Below are 15,521 nucleotides of genomic sequence, written 5' to 3'. Positions count from 1 at the left end.
CGGGCCTTTATGCTTGGGTTAGTCAGTGTCTTTTTCTGCCGGCTGGTCTTGAGTCCGACCCTCATGCTGGGACTGTCCTACCCGGCTTAGAAAGGTGGAAACGATACGCAAGTATTCCTTGGGATGCTCGCGGAAAATAAGCTCATGATGGGATCCCTCCACGATCCAGGCGCCGGAAGCGGGATTCGTCTGGTTTTCCGCCAGTTTTTCGGCAATCGGGTAAGGAGCCTTCTCATCCTCCGTCCCGTGAATAAAGTAAATCGGGAAGGGGTAGTCCTTGGATTTGACCTCGGGATACGGAATCTGCCGCAAGCTCGTACCGTTCAGCACGGGCAACAGCATTCCGATAATCTCAAGTGAAGGATGGCGCGGGAGATCGATATGCTGGCGAATGTTATGATACATCGTATCCGGCTCAAGCAGAAAAGTGCTGTCAAGGATCATTCCGTCGATATCCTTGCTCGTCAAGGCGGCTTGCAGTGCGGTACCCGCCCCCATGGAAAAGCCCCAGACGATGATCTCCTGACTTCCCCGCTGTTTGGCGAACTGGATGGCACCGAGCAGCTGCTGGGCTTCTTTCTTGCCTCCTGTGGCGACCTCTTTGCTGTTTTGCGCGGCGAATCCGTAATCGAACATCACTACATTAAAGTTCAGCCGGTGAGCGTAGTGAGCGAGGTCGTACATCGGAATCCAGGTTTCCTCGCGATTGGCTCCGTAGCCGTGGCTGAAAACGATCGTTTGGTTCGAGTCGGCGGCCGGAATATACCAGCCATGCATGACTCTGCTGCCGTCGGCGGCAGGGAAGACGATATCCTCGTACTCCAGGTTCTTGGATAGCTTCGGATTGGAATAGATCGGGGCTACCGTAGGATTGGACAATACCCAGGCGATATATCCATGCAGAGAAACGAAGCAGAAGAGCAGGAAAAACAGAACCGATAACATCAAGGCCACAATAATATGCTTGAAGCTGATGCGCCTGATTTCAAGAGCGGGTATTTCTTTCTCCTTAAGACCTCCGGACAGGGGAAGATCGTTCCGGTTGCTTTGGCTCATGATTCCCCCTCCTTATAAATATCTGATAATAATATATGTTCCTTAAAGCCGGGCTTCCCTTACGAACAAAAAAGTTCAAATTTAATATTTCATATATAACCGGATGACAAGAATATAATCGGAATATGTCGAAACGAGACGAATCCTATAAAATTATCGTATGATGAGGCGTCCTTTATGTCAATGCAAGGGTATAATTGGCTGTGATTCATTGACGGAACCCTGTCCCTGTCTTTATAATTTATGTAACCGCGTTTCATGCAGTGAAACTTAAGGAGGGGTGGTTTCCTGATGGAAGATCGGAAACTTACTGTACGCGCCGTAGAGAGGGCGCTTGATATATTAATGTGTTTTACGAAGGACAGCGATCTGGGCCTGACCGAGATTGCGGGTGAAATCGGACTTCATAAGAGTACGGTGCACCGTTTGCTGACTACGTTGGAGGAAAAGGGGTTCGTCATCCGCAACTCGGCGACGGAGAAATACCGTCTCGGTTTGAAAATATGGGAGCTTTCAGCCCATTTGTCCCAAAATGATGATCCGGCCATCCTGCTGCTGCCGCAAATGGAACAGCTTCGCGACCGGCTCGGAGAAACGGTAAGCCTGTATTTGCGCGATGGGACGGACCGGCTGCGCATTCAGGCGGTACAGAGCAACCAGGCGATCCGTCGGGTCGCGCAGGTCGGTGCAAGGCTGCCCCTGTACGTCGGAGCATCCAGCAAAGTGTTGGTTGCCTATGCGGAGGAGGCGATCGTCCGCGCCGTGCTGGAGAGCGCCGACTGGCCGGCAGCGGTGGACCGGCCCGCATATGTCGCCCAGCTGCAGGAGATCCGCAAGCTCGGCTACGCCACGAGCTATGAGGAACGGGAGCCCGGCGCGGCGGCGGTAGCGGCCCCGATCTTTGACCGGACCGGGAAAGTCGCCGCGGCCCTTTCCGTCTCCGGACCGGTCAGCCGACTGTCGCCCCAGACGCTGGAGGACTTCGCTCCGGTCTTGATCGAAACGGCCCGGGAAATGGGCATGATGATTCATACTTAAAGAGGTTGTTCAAAAAGTCATCTTTCCATGACGAAGCAGATCATGAAGTGGATCCGACGTCGAATCTTGAATTCAGCCGGGCCTTCCGTTGCTCACGTACCTCATGTACGTTCCGCTACTCAGTCCCTAGCTTCATCCAACCTTCTTGGTCCTGAAAACCTGACTTTTTGAACACGAACTTAAACTAATAAGCAGGCTGTTGATCCGAGGTTGGGATCAGCGGTCTTTTTTTATGCATTATATACATTGACATGTATATACGTTTAAGTGTATATTGTGGACATGAATACTTTAGCCTTGCAAACAACCTTGTTCACCATTGCAGAGCCTAACCGGTTTAACATAGTGGAGCTATTGAAGCTCGGACCACGTTCGGTTAGCGACATCGTAGAAGAACTAAAACTTGGCCAACCTCAGGTATCCCGGCATTTGCGCATTTTAAGCGAAGCGGGACTGGTAGGTGTCCGTCGTAAGGCGCAGCAACGCATTTACAGTCTTGAGGCACAACCGTTTCAAGAGTTGGACGCCTGGCTCAATTCATTCAGCCGTTTATGGGAAGATCGACTTGACAGCTTTGAAGATTACTTGATTCAAATCCAAGGAGAGGAGTAAGCGAGTAATTACATTTTCATTTCGTTTTCGTTTAACGACCAGATCGATCGGGTAAGGAGGGCTCCTCATCAGGAAAAAAACAAAGGTCACCAAAGATTTGGATAGGCGGGAGCTTATCATTGAACGCACTGTTGCCGTGAAACGGGAGCTTGCCTGGCTAGGATGGACCAAGCCGGAGCATATTGTGCACTGGTGGGGGCCCGGAAATTTTACGGCAACCGTCTATGAAATGGATGTGAGACCCGGCGGCATTTGGCGGTACAGCCTGGCACCGGCCGACGGCAAAGGCGATGAAGCGTATTGCAAAGCTACATATTGCGAGGTAAGCGAGCCATACCGGCTCTATTATATCGATTCGTTTACGGATCGGGATTGGAATGTCGTCGAAGGGAGCGAAATGCCGACGATCATTGCTTTCGAAGAGATTGCCGGAGGAACGAAGCTTACCATAACTACCCGATTCCAAAAGGTAAAACAACTGGAGTCCGCCGAGGCCATGGGCATGATAGAGGGATATAAGGAGACGCTCACCCGGCTCGAGAATCACTTGATATAGAGGTTGTTCAAAAAGTAATCTTTTGATCACGAAGTGATTCAGGTTGCATACCCGGCATCGAATCTTGAACCTTCTCGGTGCTAAAAAGTCGACTTTTTGAACACGCATTAATATTAAACATTTCTAGGGAGGAAGTATGAAGCATGGAAATGATTCAATCGAAGAATAGCGTAATTTCGAAAGATGGCACGAAGATTGCCTTTGTTAAGCAGGGCGAAGGTCCCGCACTTATTCTGGTGGCCGCCGCGACTGCAGATCATACAGATGCCGAGCAATTGGCAGCCCGGCTTGCCGGACAATTTACCGTATACAATTTTGACCGCCGGGGACGCGGCGGCAGCAATGAAGCTTCACCCTATGCGATAGACCGGGAAGTGGAAGATATCCATGCGTTGATCAAAGAAGCCGGCGGGAGCGCGTTTCTCTTCGGAAGCTCTTCCGGAGCGGTATTGGCCCTGGAAGCGGCAAGCAAATTGGGGAGCGGCGTGAATAAACTCTTTTTATACGAGCCTCCGTTCATTGTAGATGAGAGCCGTCCTCCGGTCTCGCCGGAATATGTGAATACTTTAAACCGCCTGGTGGCCGAGGATGATCGAAGCGGCGCTGTGGAATATTTTATGACCGAAGCGGTAGGCGTGCCTGGCGAATATATCGAGTTCATGAAGGCGGACCCGTCCTGGGACAAAATGAGCTCGATGGCTCATACACTGGCTTATGACGGGCAAATTATGGGCAGTACTCAATCCGGACAGCCTTTGCCGGCCGACCGTTGGAAGGTCAACATCCCGGTAAGCGTTACCTCAGGCGAAAATTCACCCCCTTTCCTCCACGAAGCGGCAAAAGCACTGGCGGACCTGCTGGAACAAGGAGAATACCGGATGCTTGAAGGCCAGGACCATTCTGCGGTGATGATGGCGCCGGAAGCTTTGGCGGCGGAAATAGGACGATACTTCCTCGGCTAAGACTTCGACTTCAATCACAAATGTACTCTTATATAGACAACAAACAAGCCCTCATTCTGAGGGCTTGTTTGTTTAAGTCAGCACCAGCACCATCATCAGTGCAAGCGCGTCATATCCTTTAAGATTATTTAGTCTTTTTCACCCAGGCAGCGATATCGTCAACGATCGATTTAGATACGTTGGAAGGCTGGTAGTATTCCGAACCGATTGAGATTCCGTCATACTCGGCCAACAGATGGTTGATCTTTGGATAGGACTTGTATTCTACGTCGGTGCGGTCCTTCAGCGCTTGCTTCCAACCGTCAAGCTGGCCTAATGGAACCTGCCAGTCATTCTCTCCCTGGAGAATAAGGAGCGGGCCGGTCTGCTTCTTGGCCACTTCGGAAGGGACATAATTCTTTTGTTCATACCACCAGTAGGCCGGAGGCATCGGGAAATTCGCAGGCATGTTGTCGACCGTGTATTTCGGGTCGTTTACCATATCGGCGACCGCCGTATATTGAGCGGCTTGCTGCTCGAAAAGCGTAGCGTCGAGGCCGCTTTGTTTTACGCGGGACACCAGTTCCTTCTGCTGCAGCGCCAGGATGTCGGCAAATTTGCCGCTCGGGCCGGAGAGCAGAATTGCACCGGCAATATCGTCGTTCTTGTCGGCATCGATCATCATCGGTACCGCGAACGCGCCTTGGCTATGACCGGCCACAAAAATCTTGGAAGCATCGATTTTGGCGCTGTTCTTCAACAGCTTCACGGCCGCCAACGCGTCATCCACCGTTTCCCGCTTCAGGGTAAACTTCGGATCGGCCGATACCTTCATGGAATGCTCATATGTTACTTTGTCGTAGCGCAGCACGGCGATACCCTGCGAAGCAAGTCCCGCGGCGAGATCGCGAAACACCTTGGCACTGCCGATGGATGAGTCGCGGTCATGCGGCCCGGAGCCGTGAACAAGGACGACGGCAGGGAAGGAGCCGTCCCCTTTTGGCAAAGTGAGCGTGCCCGGAAGAGCCATGGACCCTTCGCCTACGGTGATTTCCTGCTCGGTGTATGCGTCGGAATTGTCGTAAGCCGGTTTTTGATACAGGGATGGTGTGACGGTATTGGCAAAGAAATCATCGATTTGTCCCTGAGCGTTCATTCTTAAGGTCACAAGGAACGGAGTGTTAGCCGCTTGGAATGTATAGGTCACATTGCGGTGAACCGAATTGGTTGCTTCGGTTTTTACGGCTTGACCGGACACTTTTCCAAAAATACTTTCATAGTTGGACCAGAGCTTGCCGAGCACATCCGCCGACAGAAGAACAGCTGCTTCCGGGCTTACATAAGCCGCGGCTTCGGTTCCGTTTCCGGCCTTCAACAAGTCCATGAAGTCATCGGCCGGGTCGGCCGGAGTTTCGGCAGTCGGAAATATTTTATTCATAAAAGCGGGTTCGATCAGTGTCTGCCCGGATACGATTCTAACGGCGTCGTTTAAAGTAACGGTTTGGCCGTCCAGCAAAGCTTCTTTCTTATTGGGTTGAAGAACCAGGACATGGGCGTCCTTTTTGACCGTGATTGTTTGTTTATTCTGATCCCAATGTACGGTTGCTCCAAGTCCGGTTGCCGTCTCCCGTAAGGGGGCAAGAGCGGTTCCGCTTTGGGAAACGGGTGCCGGGGAAGCGGCGAGAGCCGACGCTGCAGGAAGCGTAAGGCTTAGAGCCAGGGTAACGGTGGCGGCTGCTTTTAACGTGTTTTTCCTGTTTTTAGACATGAGAAATCCCTCCAGAATCTAGAATATATGAATTTGGTTTAGCCCGAGAAAACAAGGGATGCCACAATGGCAATCGCAACGCCCGCGAGGACGATCCAACCGGCCGGATGGGCGAAATTCATCGTCCAGCCGATGCCTGCTCTTTTTTCCACGAATATCGAAGGGTCCTGAGGATTGAAATAAATGCTGCCGAGCTTCCAATGGCTGTCGTCATCCACAGGTTGTACCTTGGAGCCTGCCGGTCTGCGGCTGATCCGGCTGCCGCCCTGACCCGTATTGAAGGAGAGCGTGACGGCGAACAGCACGACGAATGCGGGAATGGCGATGCTGACGGACAGAATCACACCCGTATCCATCGGATGCAGCATATTCAGTTGGATAAAAGAGAGCAACAATACCATCGCAAGACCGGACACAATGGTGAACAACGACCATCTGCGGCGGAACAAGGTGTTCTGCCGAATGGACCGCTCCGGATCCCCGGCATAGATTTGCTGTTTGCTTCTCAAAATGCTCCAGTTAATAAACAGGAAGATCAGGGTCATCACGATCTGCATCAAGTTAGGAGAAAGCACGGTCCAATAAGACTTGGCTGCGCTGTTGATGACCTCGCCTTGGAAGTCGAACTTCATCGCGATGGTGGACGGAATTTTATCGTAATTCACCAGCACGATCAGGGTGCTGGCCGCAATGACCGCGGCATGGATAAGGAACCAGTAGTTGGACAGGATCAATTTGTTTCGGCGGAAGCCCGTATCCACAGCGAGAACGGATTTAGCCGCAGGCGTCGATGGAAGGGATGACCGAAGTTTTTTCATTTTAAAGTGAAATATTAGATTTAAGGCGATGGAGGCAGCGACCATGATCGAGATGTAAATTCCGAGGGCCGTATTTTGCTCCAAGCCGTCCTTCGATTGAACCGAGCTGTAAATGCAGAGAATGAATAGAATGGCATTTATGGTCAGGCTGATCGATGCGTAGGTCTTGCGCAGCCGGCGCAGCGGTTCGCTGCGGTAGTTATCCTCGCTGACGGAGACCCCGAAGCTGACGGTTTCTCTGGTGAGATAAGGCATGAATGCCATGGATATCATGACCGGCAGAAACATCAGGATAAGCAGCAGGGCGGATAGCATTTGCATGGTTATTTCTCCTCTCTGTATTCCGTAATCTCTTTGTAGAGGCTTTCCACAACGTCAAGCATCTGTTCTTTGCCCATACCCCTGCAGATCGCTTCAGCAATGATGGGCCGCAGTTCGCTGCGCTGTTTATCGGCAAATGACTCGGTAACCGGAGGCATCCCATCCGGGTGAACGACAACCCCTCGCTGGCGGTGAACCTGAATATAGCCCTCCTGCTTGAGCAGCGTATATGCCTTGTTGACCGTGTGCAGGTTTACTCCGATATCGGAGGCCAGGCTGCGCACCGAGGGCAACGGTTCGCCGAGCTGAAGCCGCCCGCTTGCGATGCCTTCGATGATCTGGTTGACCAGCTGCGTATAGATGGGGACCTCTGATTGCAAATCAAGCTCAATAATCAAGAGAACCCTCCTTTTTTTGTTCTAACTGTTATACATTGAATATAACAGACGTATTTCCATGTGTAAAGTTTTAATTTTAAAATAGGGACTAAAATATGCCGACTTTAATCTTTGGTAGCTGATACCGATAATAGTTGTATAAAAATCAGCGAATATAGGAGGGGTTCCATGAAGTTCAGAAAAGCCGTGATCACCCTGCTTGTCTGCACTATTGTTTCTTTAACGGCAGGGGAAGCGGGAGCAGAGTCAGGTAAAACTTCTCTTCATCCCGGAAATGAATGGTCCCGGCAGTCCGCTTATCCGTCTCCAGCCAAACCGAAGATCAAATGGTCGGTTGATCTCGGGAAGGATGTTTCCAATATGGTGATCGATTCCGAAGGCGTGATTTATGTCGTTTCAAAGTACAACTTTTCGAGGATGCTGGCTGCGGTTTCTCCGGAGGGGAGGGTGAAGTGGCGGGTTGAATTGCAGGGCGATTCCAACGGCCTAATGCTTTATCAGGATAATACGATCATCCTTTCGACTTACGATAATGATGGAAGTAAAATCAACTCCACGATTTCCGCCTATGCGACGGATGGAGCATTAATATGGGAGAACAAGTACTCCGATTTTAATAGCTTTTCACGAGATGCGTATGTGTCTCCTGATGGGCTTATCGTATTAACCGGTTCACGGACACAGTCTGTCCAAAACAAGGAGGAGGCTCGAATCGTAGGAATTACTGCGGAAGGGGAGCCGGCATTTGACGTCACTACGCAACTGAATTATGAATACATAAGCGTTTCCTCTCCGATCATTGCGGAGAATACGATTTACTTTACCGCTTCCAAGGGGATCAAGAGACAAATCAGCAAGCGGACCTCGGTGATTGATTTTAACGACGGCAAGCTGATAAGAATGGATAAGGCAGGGAAAATAATCGGGAGTACGGCCTATAAAGGAGAGTATAACTTCACGCCGCCGGTTTATACGAATAAGACCCTGTACGTTCAAACCAATGAGGCCTTACACTTGTTTGATTCGGGCGGAAAGGTAATCCGAAAAATATCGGCGCCTGCCAAAGCTCAATCGAATAACGGGGTGGGCCCGACCATTGGGGTAAATGGAACCTATATTTTCGGACAGAGAGTATACGATGCAAAAGGGAAGATGGTATGGTCGCTCAGCCCGTTTGATGTTCCGTTCAGTGAGGATTATAGCGTAAACACCGTATTGTTGGATAAAAACCAGAATGCGTTACTCATCTATGGTACCGGCGTCAAATCGGTGAATCCGAAAACGAAAAAGACGAATTGGAAGCTGCCGCTCTATCAGAACATAGCCTCGCCGCCGGTTCTCGGTAAGGATGGAACCTTATATGTGGGCGGGACAACCAAGCTGTTTGCGATTAAGTGAACGATCACGGACATATTGAAGCAAAAAAAGGTCGGGTAAAGGGAGTGATGTCCCTTTACCCGACCTTCTCTATTTAAGCCGGATATTAATTGTTTTCCGCGATCATTTGCCGCAGAACGGTTTGAAGAATGCCGCCGTTTTGGTAGTAGTCCACGTCGACCATGCTGTCGAGACGGGCGGTTACCGGGAATTCGAATTGCGTTCCGTCCGTACGGGTAGCGATAACGGTCAATTGTTGGCCCGGCTTCACATCGTTGCTCAAGCCAACGATATCAAACGTTTCGGTGCCATCAATGCCAAGTGTCTGCCAGCCGTGGCCTTCCTGGAATTGCAGAGGCAGTACGCCCATGCCGACCAGGTTGCTGCGGTGAATCCGTTCGAAGCTTTCCGCGATGACGGCTTTGACTCCGAGCAAGTAGGTGCCTTTGGCCGCCCAGTCACGGGAACTGCCTGTGCCGTATTCTTTACCGGCAATGACAACCAGATTTTGGCCGTCCGCCTGGTAGTTCATCGATGCATCGTAGATCGACATCAGCGTATCCGTAGGCAGGTGTTTCGTTACGCCGCCTTCCGTGCCAGGGGCAACCTGGTTGCGGATGCGGATATTTGCGAACGTGCCGCGCATCATGACTTCATGGTTACCCCGGCGCGAACCATAGGAGTTGAAGTCTTTGCGGGCGACACCGCGGTCGCTCAGGTAAATGCCTGCAGGGCTGGTCGGCGAAATGTTGCCGGCCGGCGAAATGTGGTCGGTCGTGACGGAATCGCCAAGCAGGGCAAGCACGCGGGCGCTACGGATATCGGCGATGTCCGAGAGACCGTCGCTGATCTTTTCAAAGAACGGAGGATTCTGGATGTAAGTGGATTTCTCGTCCCACTCGTACAGCTCGCCTTCCGGAACCGGAATGGAGTTCCAACGCTCGTTCTGGGTAAATACGTTCTCGTATTTGGCACGGAACATTTCCGGGCTGACGGACAGGCCGATCGCTTCTTTGATTTCCGCGGAAGTAGGCCAGATGTCTTTCAGGTATACCGGCTGATCGTTCTGGTCATAGCCCAGCGGATCATTTTGCAGATCGATGTTGACGGTACCTGCCAGCGCATACGCTACAACAAGCGGCGGGGAAGCCAGGTAGTTCGCCTTAACCTGAGCGTGCACGCGGCCTTCGAAGTTCCGGTTACCGGACAATACGGCGGCAACGGTCATATCGTTCTCGGCGATCGCCGCGCTGACTTCGTCAGGGAGCGGTCCCGAGTTCCCGATGCAGGTGGCGCAGCCATAGCCCGCAACGTGGAATCCGAGCGCTTCAAGCGGCTCGATGAGTCCGGCTTTAACCAGGTATTCCGTAACGACCAGGGAGCCCGGGGTCAAGCTGCTCTTCACATAGCCCGGTTTCTTGAGGCCGCGTTCAACGGCCTTCTTGGCCAGCAGGCCTGCTCCCAGCATAACGCTCGGATTCGAGGTGTTCGTACAGCTCGTAATTGCGGCGATCACGACCGCGCCTGTGGTCAGTACGCTAGTATCGCCGTTCGTATGCTTCACCGGCACCTTTTGCTCGATTTTCTCGTCGCTCAGTCCGTAACCGCCTTTATCGACCGGAGTACGGATGATGCCGTTGAAGCTATCCTTCATATCGGTCAGTTCGATCCGGTCCTGAGGACGTTTCGGCCCTGCAAGACTCGGTACGACGGAAGCGAGATCCAGCTCGATGAGATCGGAAAATTCAGGATCTTCCGTTTGGCTTGTGCGGAACATGCCCTGTGCTTTGTAATAAGCCTCGACGAGCGCGATTTGCTCCTCGGAACGACCCGTGCTGCGCATATAGGCCAGCGTCTCTTGGTCGACAGGGAAGTAGCCGACGGTTGCACCGTATTCAGGAGCCATATTGGCTACTGTAGCACGATCCGCAAGGCTGATGTTGGCAAGGCCCGGTCCGTAGAATTCGACGAACTTGCCGACCACGCCTTTTTTACGCAGCATTTGCGTTACCGTAAGCGCCAGGTCGGTCGCCGTAGCGCCTTCGCTCAGGCTGCCTGTCAGCTTGAAGCCGATGACTTCAGGCGCAACGAAATACAGCGGCTGTCCCAGCATGCCGGCTTCGGCTTCAATCCCGCCGACGCCCCAGCCTACGACACCCAGACCGTTGATCATCGTCGTATGGGAATCCGTACCTACGAGGGAATCCGGGAATACGACCGTTTCGCCGTCAACCTGCTTAGTGGCGGCTACGGAAGCGAGGTATTCCAGGTTGACCTGGTGCACGATCCCGGTAGCCGGAGGTACGGCGCGGAAGTTGTTGAACGCGGTTTGCGCCCACCGCAGGAAGCGGTAGCGTTCTTCGTTGCGTTCGAATTCCACGTTCATGTTATATTCGAGAGCGTCCGGAGTTCCGAAAGCATCTACCATAACGGAGTGGTCGATAACGAGATCGACGGGAACCAGCGGATTGATCTGTTTCGGATCTCCGCCCGCTTTCTTAACGGTGTCGCGCATCGCGGCCAGATCGACTACGACCGGAACACCCGTAAAGTCCTGAAGCACGATCCGTGCAGGAATAAACGGAATTTCCTTGTTCTCGTCCCGGCCCTCGCTCCAGCCGGCGATTTGTTTCACATGTTCTTCGGTAATGGCTCTCCCGTCAAACTGGCGGACGGCGGCTTCGAGCAAAACTTTGATGGAAAACGGCAGTTTGCTTACTTTCCCCAGCCCTTGCTGTTCCAAAGCCAGCAGGTCATAGTAGCGATAGCTCTTGCCACCGACTTCGAGCGTACGGCTGCTGGAGAATAAATCGTTCTTTGACATGAATGAACCTCCTTGTTTCACTAGATGAAACACAATTTCAAAAACTCGCTATAATAAGTATACCGTTCTCCCTGCGGCGAGTAAAGAACTTTTTGTACCCATTTGACCGGGAATTGATGCGTATTGTCGCGGGTGAATAGGCTTACAAGGCTTGTCCGGGAAGAACGTATAGTACATACTCGGTCAGGCGGGTTCATATAAATCTCATAATGGGTACGGATGTGGAATAAGGAGGTCTAACGATGGCGGAAGAATGGAAAAAGGCGTTATCTCTTTATGTGAACGAATACAACCAGGATGAGGTGGATTATCGGGCTCGGACGGAAAACACCATGATCACCGACCTTGAATATTTGATGCATCGCAGCTTGCATAAGCGGAAGCTGGAAGAATGGTACAAGGAACGCGGGGCTGTCCCGCTTCGCAGTGAAACCCGGGCTCGTCTTTTGCGGGAAATTGAGAACCGTGAGGGCGAGATGGAAGTGGAAATGCTCCTCGCGCAAAAAATGGACTACGAAAAGGGGGGCGCCCGCCACCGGGAGGAGCGTATTAACAAGCAGCGTCTGACGCTTCAGCGGGACGGCGAAGGATGGAGCATCACCCGCGTCATTCAGCCAGTCCCTGAACGAAGTCCCCGGGCGGCGTTGCCGGCAGGCTTTGGAACGGACGGCTCCGGCGGAAGGGCGCGTGCGGCCAGACCGTTTTTGAACCGGGAAGTACTTGGCGGGGGCGGACTCCGAAGCGTGCCTTACCGGAGGGAAGACGCCGTTTTATATGCGGACCGTTGGTGGGACGGATTCAATCCGGAATTCGCCGCCTTTGAGGTGGATTGCACCAACTATATATCCCAGAGCCTCTTTGCAGGCGGAGCCCCAATAAACTATACTGGAAAAAGAGAATCGGGCTGGTGGTACAAGGGATATGTCGGCGACAAAGAGGCCTGGAGTTACAGCTGGTCGGTTGCCAATGCCCTGGAGCGCTTTTTGGGGGGCAGTGAATCCGGATTGCGCGCCGAGCTCGTCGACCGGCCGGAGCAACTGCAGCTTGGGGATGTCATCATCTATGATTGGGACGGAAACGGAGCCTATCAGCACAGCACGATCGTAACCGCGTTCGACGCGGGCGGTATGCCTCTGGTAAACGCCCACACCGTGCCAAGCAAGCACAGGTATTGGGATTACCGGGATTCGTATGCATGGACCGAGAATACCGTGTACCGGTTTTTCCATATTTCGGACCGGTTCTGACCATACTAAGGGGAACTTTGTTTTTTTGGCCCCGTTACAATTATTGAAAAGAGGTTGCGCATGGGACAGGAAAAATTGACTGTGGGGCTGATTTACGGCGGAAAATCGGGTGAGCATGAAGTTTCGCTGCAGACGGCCTTTGCGGTTTCTAAAGCGTTTGACTACGCGAAATATGAATTACTTCCTTTTTATATTACGAAGCAGGGGGAATGGAGAGTCGGCGATAAGTTGACTTCCCCGTTTACGTCGCAGGAGCAATTGCAGCTGGATGCGGGAATCGGCGGTACGACGGATGCCATTAACTTGCTATTCAAAGGCCTTGCGACCGGGGAAGCGGCGATCGATGTTGCTTTTCCGCTGCTGCATGGCACGAACGGGGAAGACGGAACGATCCAGGGCCTGTTCGAGATGGCCAACCTGCCTTACGTAGGAGCCGGCGTGTTGGCTTCAGCCGCGGGCATGGACAAAGTGATCATGAAGAAGCTGTTCGCGGAGGCGGGGCTGGAGCAGTGCAAATACTGCTATTTCACAGCTTCGGAATGGGAGCGGAACAGTCATATTCTGATTCAGGGAATGGAAGAGAAGCTGGGCTATCCTTGCTTCATTAAACCTGCAAACCTGGGTTCCAGCGTCGGCATCTCCAAAGCGAGAACGAGGGAAGAGCTGATTCAGTCGATCGCGCACGCGTTACGCTATGACGTTAAGGTGATCGTCGAGGAATTCGTCGATGCACGGGAGGTAGAGGTCGGCGTATTGGGCAATGATGAGCCGCTTGCGTCCGTTCCGGGAGAGATCGTATCCTCCGGCGAATATTACGATTACCAGGCGAAATATCTGGACGGAAAATCGCAAATGCTGATTCCGGCTCCGCTGGATACGGAGCTGGCGGATCGCGTCCGCGATCTGGCCGTGAAGGCGTTCAAGGCGATAGCGGGCAGCGGGCTGTGCCGTGCCGACTTCTTCGTTAAGAAATCCGACGAAAGTATCTGGATCAACGAAGTGAACACGATGCCCGGATTTACCCCGTTCAGCATGTATCCGCTGCTTTGGCGTGAAACGGGCGTATCTTATGAAGCATTGCTCGACCGGCTGATCGGGCTCGCCTTGGAACGCTACGAAACACGGCAGAAGCTGGATTTCGAGAACGGGGTCCAATAACGCAAGCCCGATCCGATTCGTCCGATACGTCAAACTCCAGATCTCCAAAACTCCAAGAAGGAAAGGAAGTAGAGACGATGGGTTTTCAAACGGAATTCAATTCGGTATGCAAATTTAAAAATGAGCAAGAACTGTTCGACCTGATGGAATACGGACGCGGGAAAATGCGGAAGCAAGGCCTTCGCATTTTTCCGACGGGCCAGAAGGTAATTGCTTATACGCCCGACAACAAGGCTGTGGCGATCGTTAAGATCACGGCCTGCGTGGCCGAGATCAACTTTAACGGCGAAGAAGTCACAGCGGTTGAGCTGGATCTGATCCGCCCGCTGACGGACGAAGAATCCGCCGTTCAGACGGCGCTCGCCCATGAGATGTTCTTCGGGGAAGCCGGATCCAAGTGATCGTCCGGTTCGGCTATGTCGCGATGTCCACGGTGGTGGCAAATGCTTCGCCATCCCGGACCATGACGTTCAAGACGTTTAGCGGCCTGTCGGACCGCGAGGCGGCTGTGCGCCGGCTCGAATCGATCGCCGCAGAGAACCTGCACAATTCGCTGCGGTTGCTGCGGCATAATGCAGCGAGCGGCATTCATGTATACCGCTTTTCCTCAAAGCTCATTCCATTGGCCACTCATGAAGCCCTTGCGGACTGGGATCCTTTCGAAGCGCTTCGGGAGCCGTTTGCCGAAGTAGGCGATTTCGTGAAGACACACGGACTTCGCGTTTCGTTTCATCCGGATCATTTCACCGTACTCAGTACACCTAGACCGGAAGTGCTGCGGAGCTCGGTGAGGGATTTGCAGTATCACGTGAACATGCTGGAAGCGATGGGGCTGGACGGCCGGGCCAAGAACAATATCCATGTGGGCGGAGCTTATGGGGACAAGCCTTCCGCCGGAGCGCGCTTTAAAGATAATGTTTCGGCTTTGCCCGACGACTTCAAACAGAGGCTGACCGTGGAGAACGATGACAAAACGTTCAATGCCCTGGAGACGCTGGAGATTTGTGAAGCGCTCGGCCTTCCGATGGTGCTGGATATTCACCATCACTGGGTAAACAACACGGGCGAGGACGCCGCTGATTTATGGCCGCGCATTCTGCAAACTTGGACAAGCCCGTATGCTCAGGCGGGTTCCCCGGCGGGGGATCCTCTGCCGCCGAAGATTCACGCTTCCAGTCCCAAGAGCGTAAGCGATCCCCGCGGTCATGCCGATCATGTGATCGCGGCCCCATTGCTTGACTTCCTTCGGAAGATCGCCGCCAAAGGGACGGAGCGGGTTGACGTGATGCTTGAAGCCAAGCTGAAGGATGGAGCTCTGTTTGCTTTAATGGAAGACCTCGCCCGATATGCAGAAGAAGGTGTAGAAATTCTGGATGGGGCCAGCGTTCGCATTCAGCCATGATCTAC

At 52.7% G+C, this 15,521-nt stretch carries 14 protein-coding genes; 9 read left to right on the top strand and 5 right to left on the bottom strand.

What is annotated here, in order from left to right; all coding sequences use genetic code 11:
- Positions 1-18: 18 nt before the first annotated feature.
- Positions 19-1,056 carry an alpha/beta hydrolase gene (locus NYE70_RS22955; RefSeq protein ID WP_341048408.1) on the bottom strand — a complete coding sequence of 346 codons (1,038 nt, stop codon included), beginning with the start codon at positions 1,054-1,056 and terminating at the stop codon, positions 19-21.
- 291 nt (positions 1,057-1,347) lie between these two features.
- On the opposite strand from NYE70_RS22955, the gene NYE70_RS22950 reads away from it, so the two are divergent.
- From NYE70_RS22950 to NYE70_RS22935, 4 genes are all read left to right on the top strand, one after another.
- Entirely contained in the window at positions 1,348-2,094 is a 747-nt protein-coding gene (locus tag NYE70_RS22950) for an IclR family transcriptional regulator (RefSeq protein WP_211023692.1), read from the top strand.
- A 282-nt stretch (positions 2,095-2,376) separates the two neighbouring features.
- The gene (locus tag NYE70_RS22945) at positions 2,377-2,706 is read left to right on the top strand and encodes an ArsR/SmtB family transcription factor (RefSeq protein WP_213655529.1); all 330 of its coding nucleotides are present in this window, start codon (positions 2,377-2,379) and stop codon (positions 2,704-2,706) included.
- Positions 2,707-2,842: 136 nt separating this feature from the next.
- Positions 2,843-3,262, top strand: a complete 420-nt coding sequence (locus NYE70_RS22940; RefSeq protein ID WP_341048407.1) for an SRPBCC domain-containing protein — start codon at positions 2,843-2,845, stop codon at positions 3,260-3,262.
- 143 nt (positions 3,263-3,405) lie between these two features.
- Positions 3,406-4,224, top strand: coding sequence for an alpha/beta fold hydrolase (locus NYE70_RS22935; protein ID WP_341048405.1), 819 nt, complete (start codon positions 3,406-3,408; stop codon positions 4,222-4,224).
- 124 nt (positions 4,225-4,348) lie between these two features.
- Here NYE70_RS22935 and NYE70_RS22930 read toward each other — a convergent pair whose 3' ends face one another.
- From NYE70_RS22930 to NYE70_RS22920, 3 genes are read right to left on the bottom strand one after another with little or no spacing between them, the layout of a single operon-like run.
- On the bottom strand, positions 4,349-5,971 hold the full coding sequence (locus NYE70_RS22930; protein WP_341048403.1) for an alpha/beta fold hydrolase: 1,623 nt from the start codon (positions 5,969-5,971) through the stop codon (positions 4,349-4,351).
- 38 nt (positions 5,972-6,009) lie between these two features.
- Complete coding sequence (locus NYE70_RS22925; protein ID WP_341048401.1) at positions 6,010-7,110, bottom strand: DUF1648 domain-containing protein; 1,101 nt, start codon at positions 7,108-7,110, stop codon at positions 6,010-6,012.
- A gap of 2 nt (positions 7,111-7,112) precedes the next feature.
- Positions 7,113-7,508, bottom strand: coding sequence for a GntR family transcriptional regulator (locus NYE70_RS22920; RefSeq protein WP_211023682.1), 396 nt, complete (start codon positions 7,506-7,508; stop codon positions 7,113-7,115).
- Positions 7,509-7,676: 168 nt separating this feature from the next.
- On the opposite strand from NYE70_RS22920, the gene NYE70_RS22915 reads away from it, so the two are divergent.
- Entirely contained in the window at positions 7,677-8,906 is a 1,230-nt protein-coding gene (locus NYE70_RS22915) for an outer membrane protein assembly factor BamB family protein (RefSeq protein WP_341048400.1), read from the top strand.
- Positions 8,907-8,991: 85 nt separating this feature from the next.
- Here NYE70_RS22915 and acnA read toward each other — a convergent pair whose 3' ends face one another.
- Positions 8,992-11,709 (bottom strand): aconitate hydratase AcnA, encoded by a 2,718-nt coding sequence (acnA, locus tag NYE70_RS22910; protein ID WP_341048397.1) that lies wholly within the window; start codon positions 11,707-11,709, stop codon positions 8,992-8,994.
- A 242-nt stretch (positions 11,710-11,951) separates the two neighbouring features.
- Here acnA and NYE70_RS22905 point away from each other — a divergent pair, with 242 nt between their 5' ends.
- The 4 genes from NYE70_RS22905 to uvsE all read left to right on the top strand — a co-directional run bounded on the left by NYE70_RS22905 (position 11,952) and on the right by uvsE (position 15,516).
- Positions 11,952-12,956 carry an amidase domain-containing protein gene (locus tag NYE70_RS22905; RefSeq protein WP_211023674.1) on the top strand — a complete coding sequence of 335 codons (1,005 nt, stop codon included), beginning with the start codon at positions 11,952-11,954 and terminating at the stop codon, positions 12,954-12,956.
- Between the two features lie 60 nt (positions 12,957-13,016).
- A complete protein-coding gene (locus NYE70_RS22900; protein WP_341048394.1) occupies positions 13,017-14,114 on the top strand; it encodes a D-alanine--D-alanine ligase in 1,098 nt (365 codons plus the stop codon).
- 77 nt (positions 14,115-14,191) lie between these two features.
- On the top strand, positions 14,192-14,515 hold the full coding sequence (locus tag NYE70_RS22895; protein ID WP_211023670.1) for a hypothetical protein: 324 nt from the start codon (positions 14,192-14,194) through the stop codon (positions 14,513-14,515).
- Positions 14,512-15,516 (top strand): UV DNA damage repair endonuclease UvsE, encoded by a 1,005-nt coding sequence (gene uvsE, locus NYE70_RS22890; protein WP_290408355.1) that lies wholly within the window; start codon positions 14,512-14,514, stop codon positions 15,514-15,516. Before NYE70_RS22895 ends, uvsE begins: the two co-directional genes overlap by 4 nt.
- Positions 15,517-15,521: the final 5 nt, after the last annotated feature.

Source organism: Paenibacillus sp. FSL R5-0407 (assembly GCF_038009185.1).
Taxonomy (GTDB): domain Bacteria; phylum Bacillota; class Bacilli; order Paenibacillales; family Paenibacillaceae; genus Fontibacillus; species Fontibacillus vini.
Note: the sequence above shows the minus strand (reverse complement) of the source record. Positions and strands in the feature narration are given on the sequence as shown.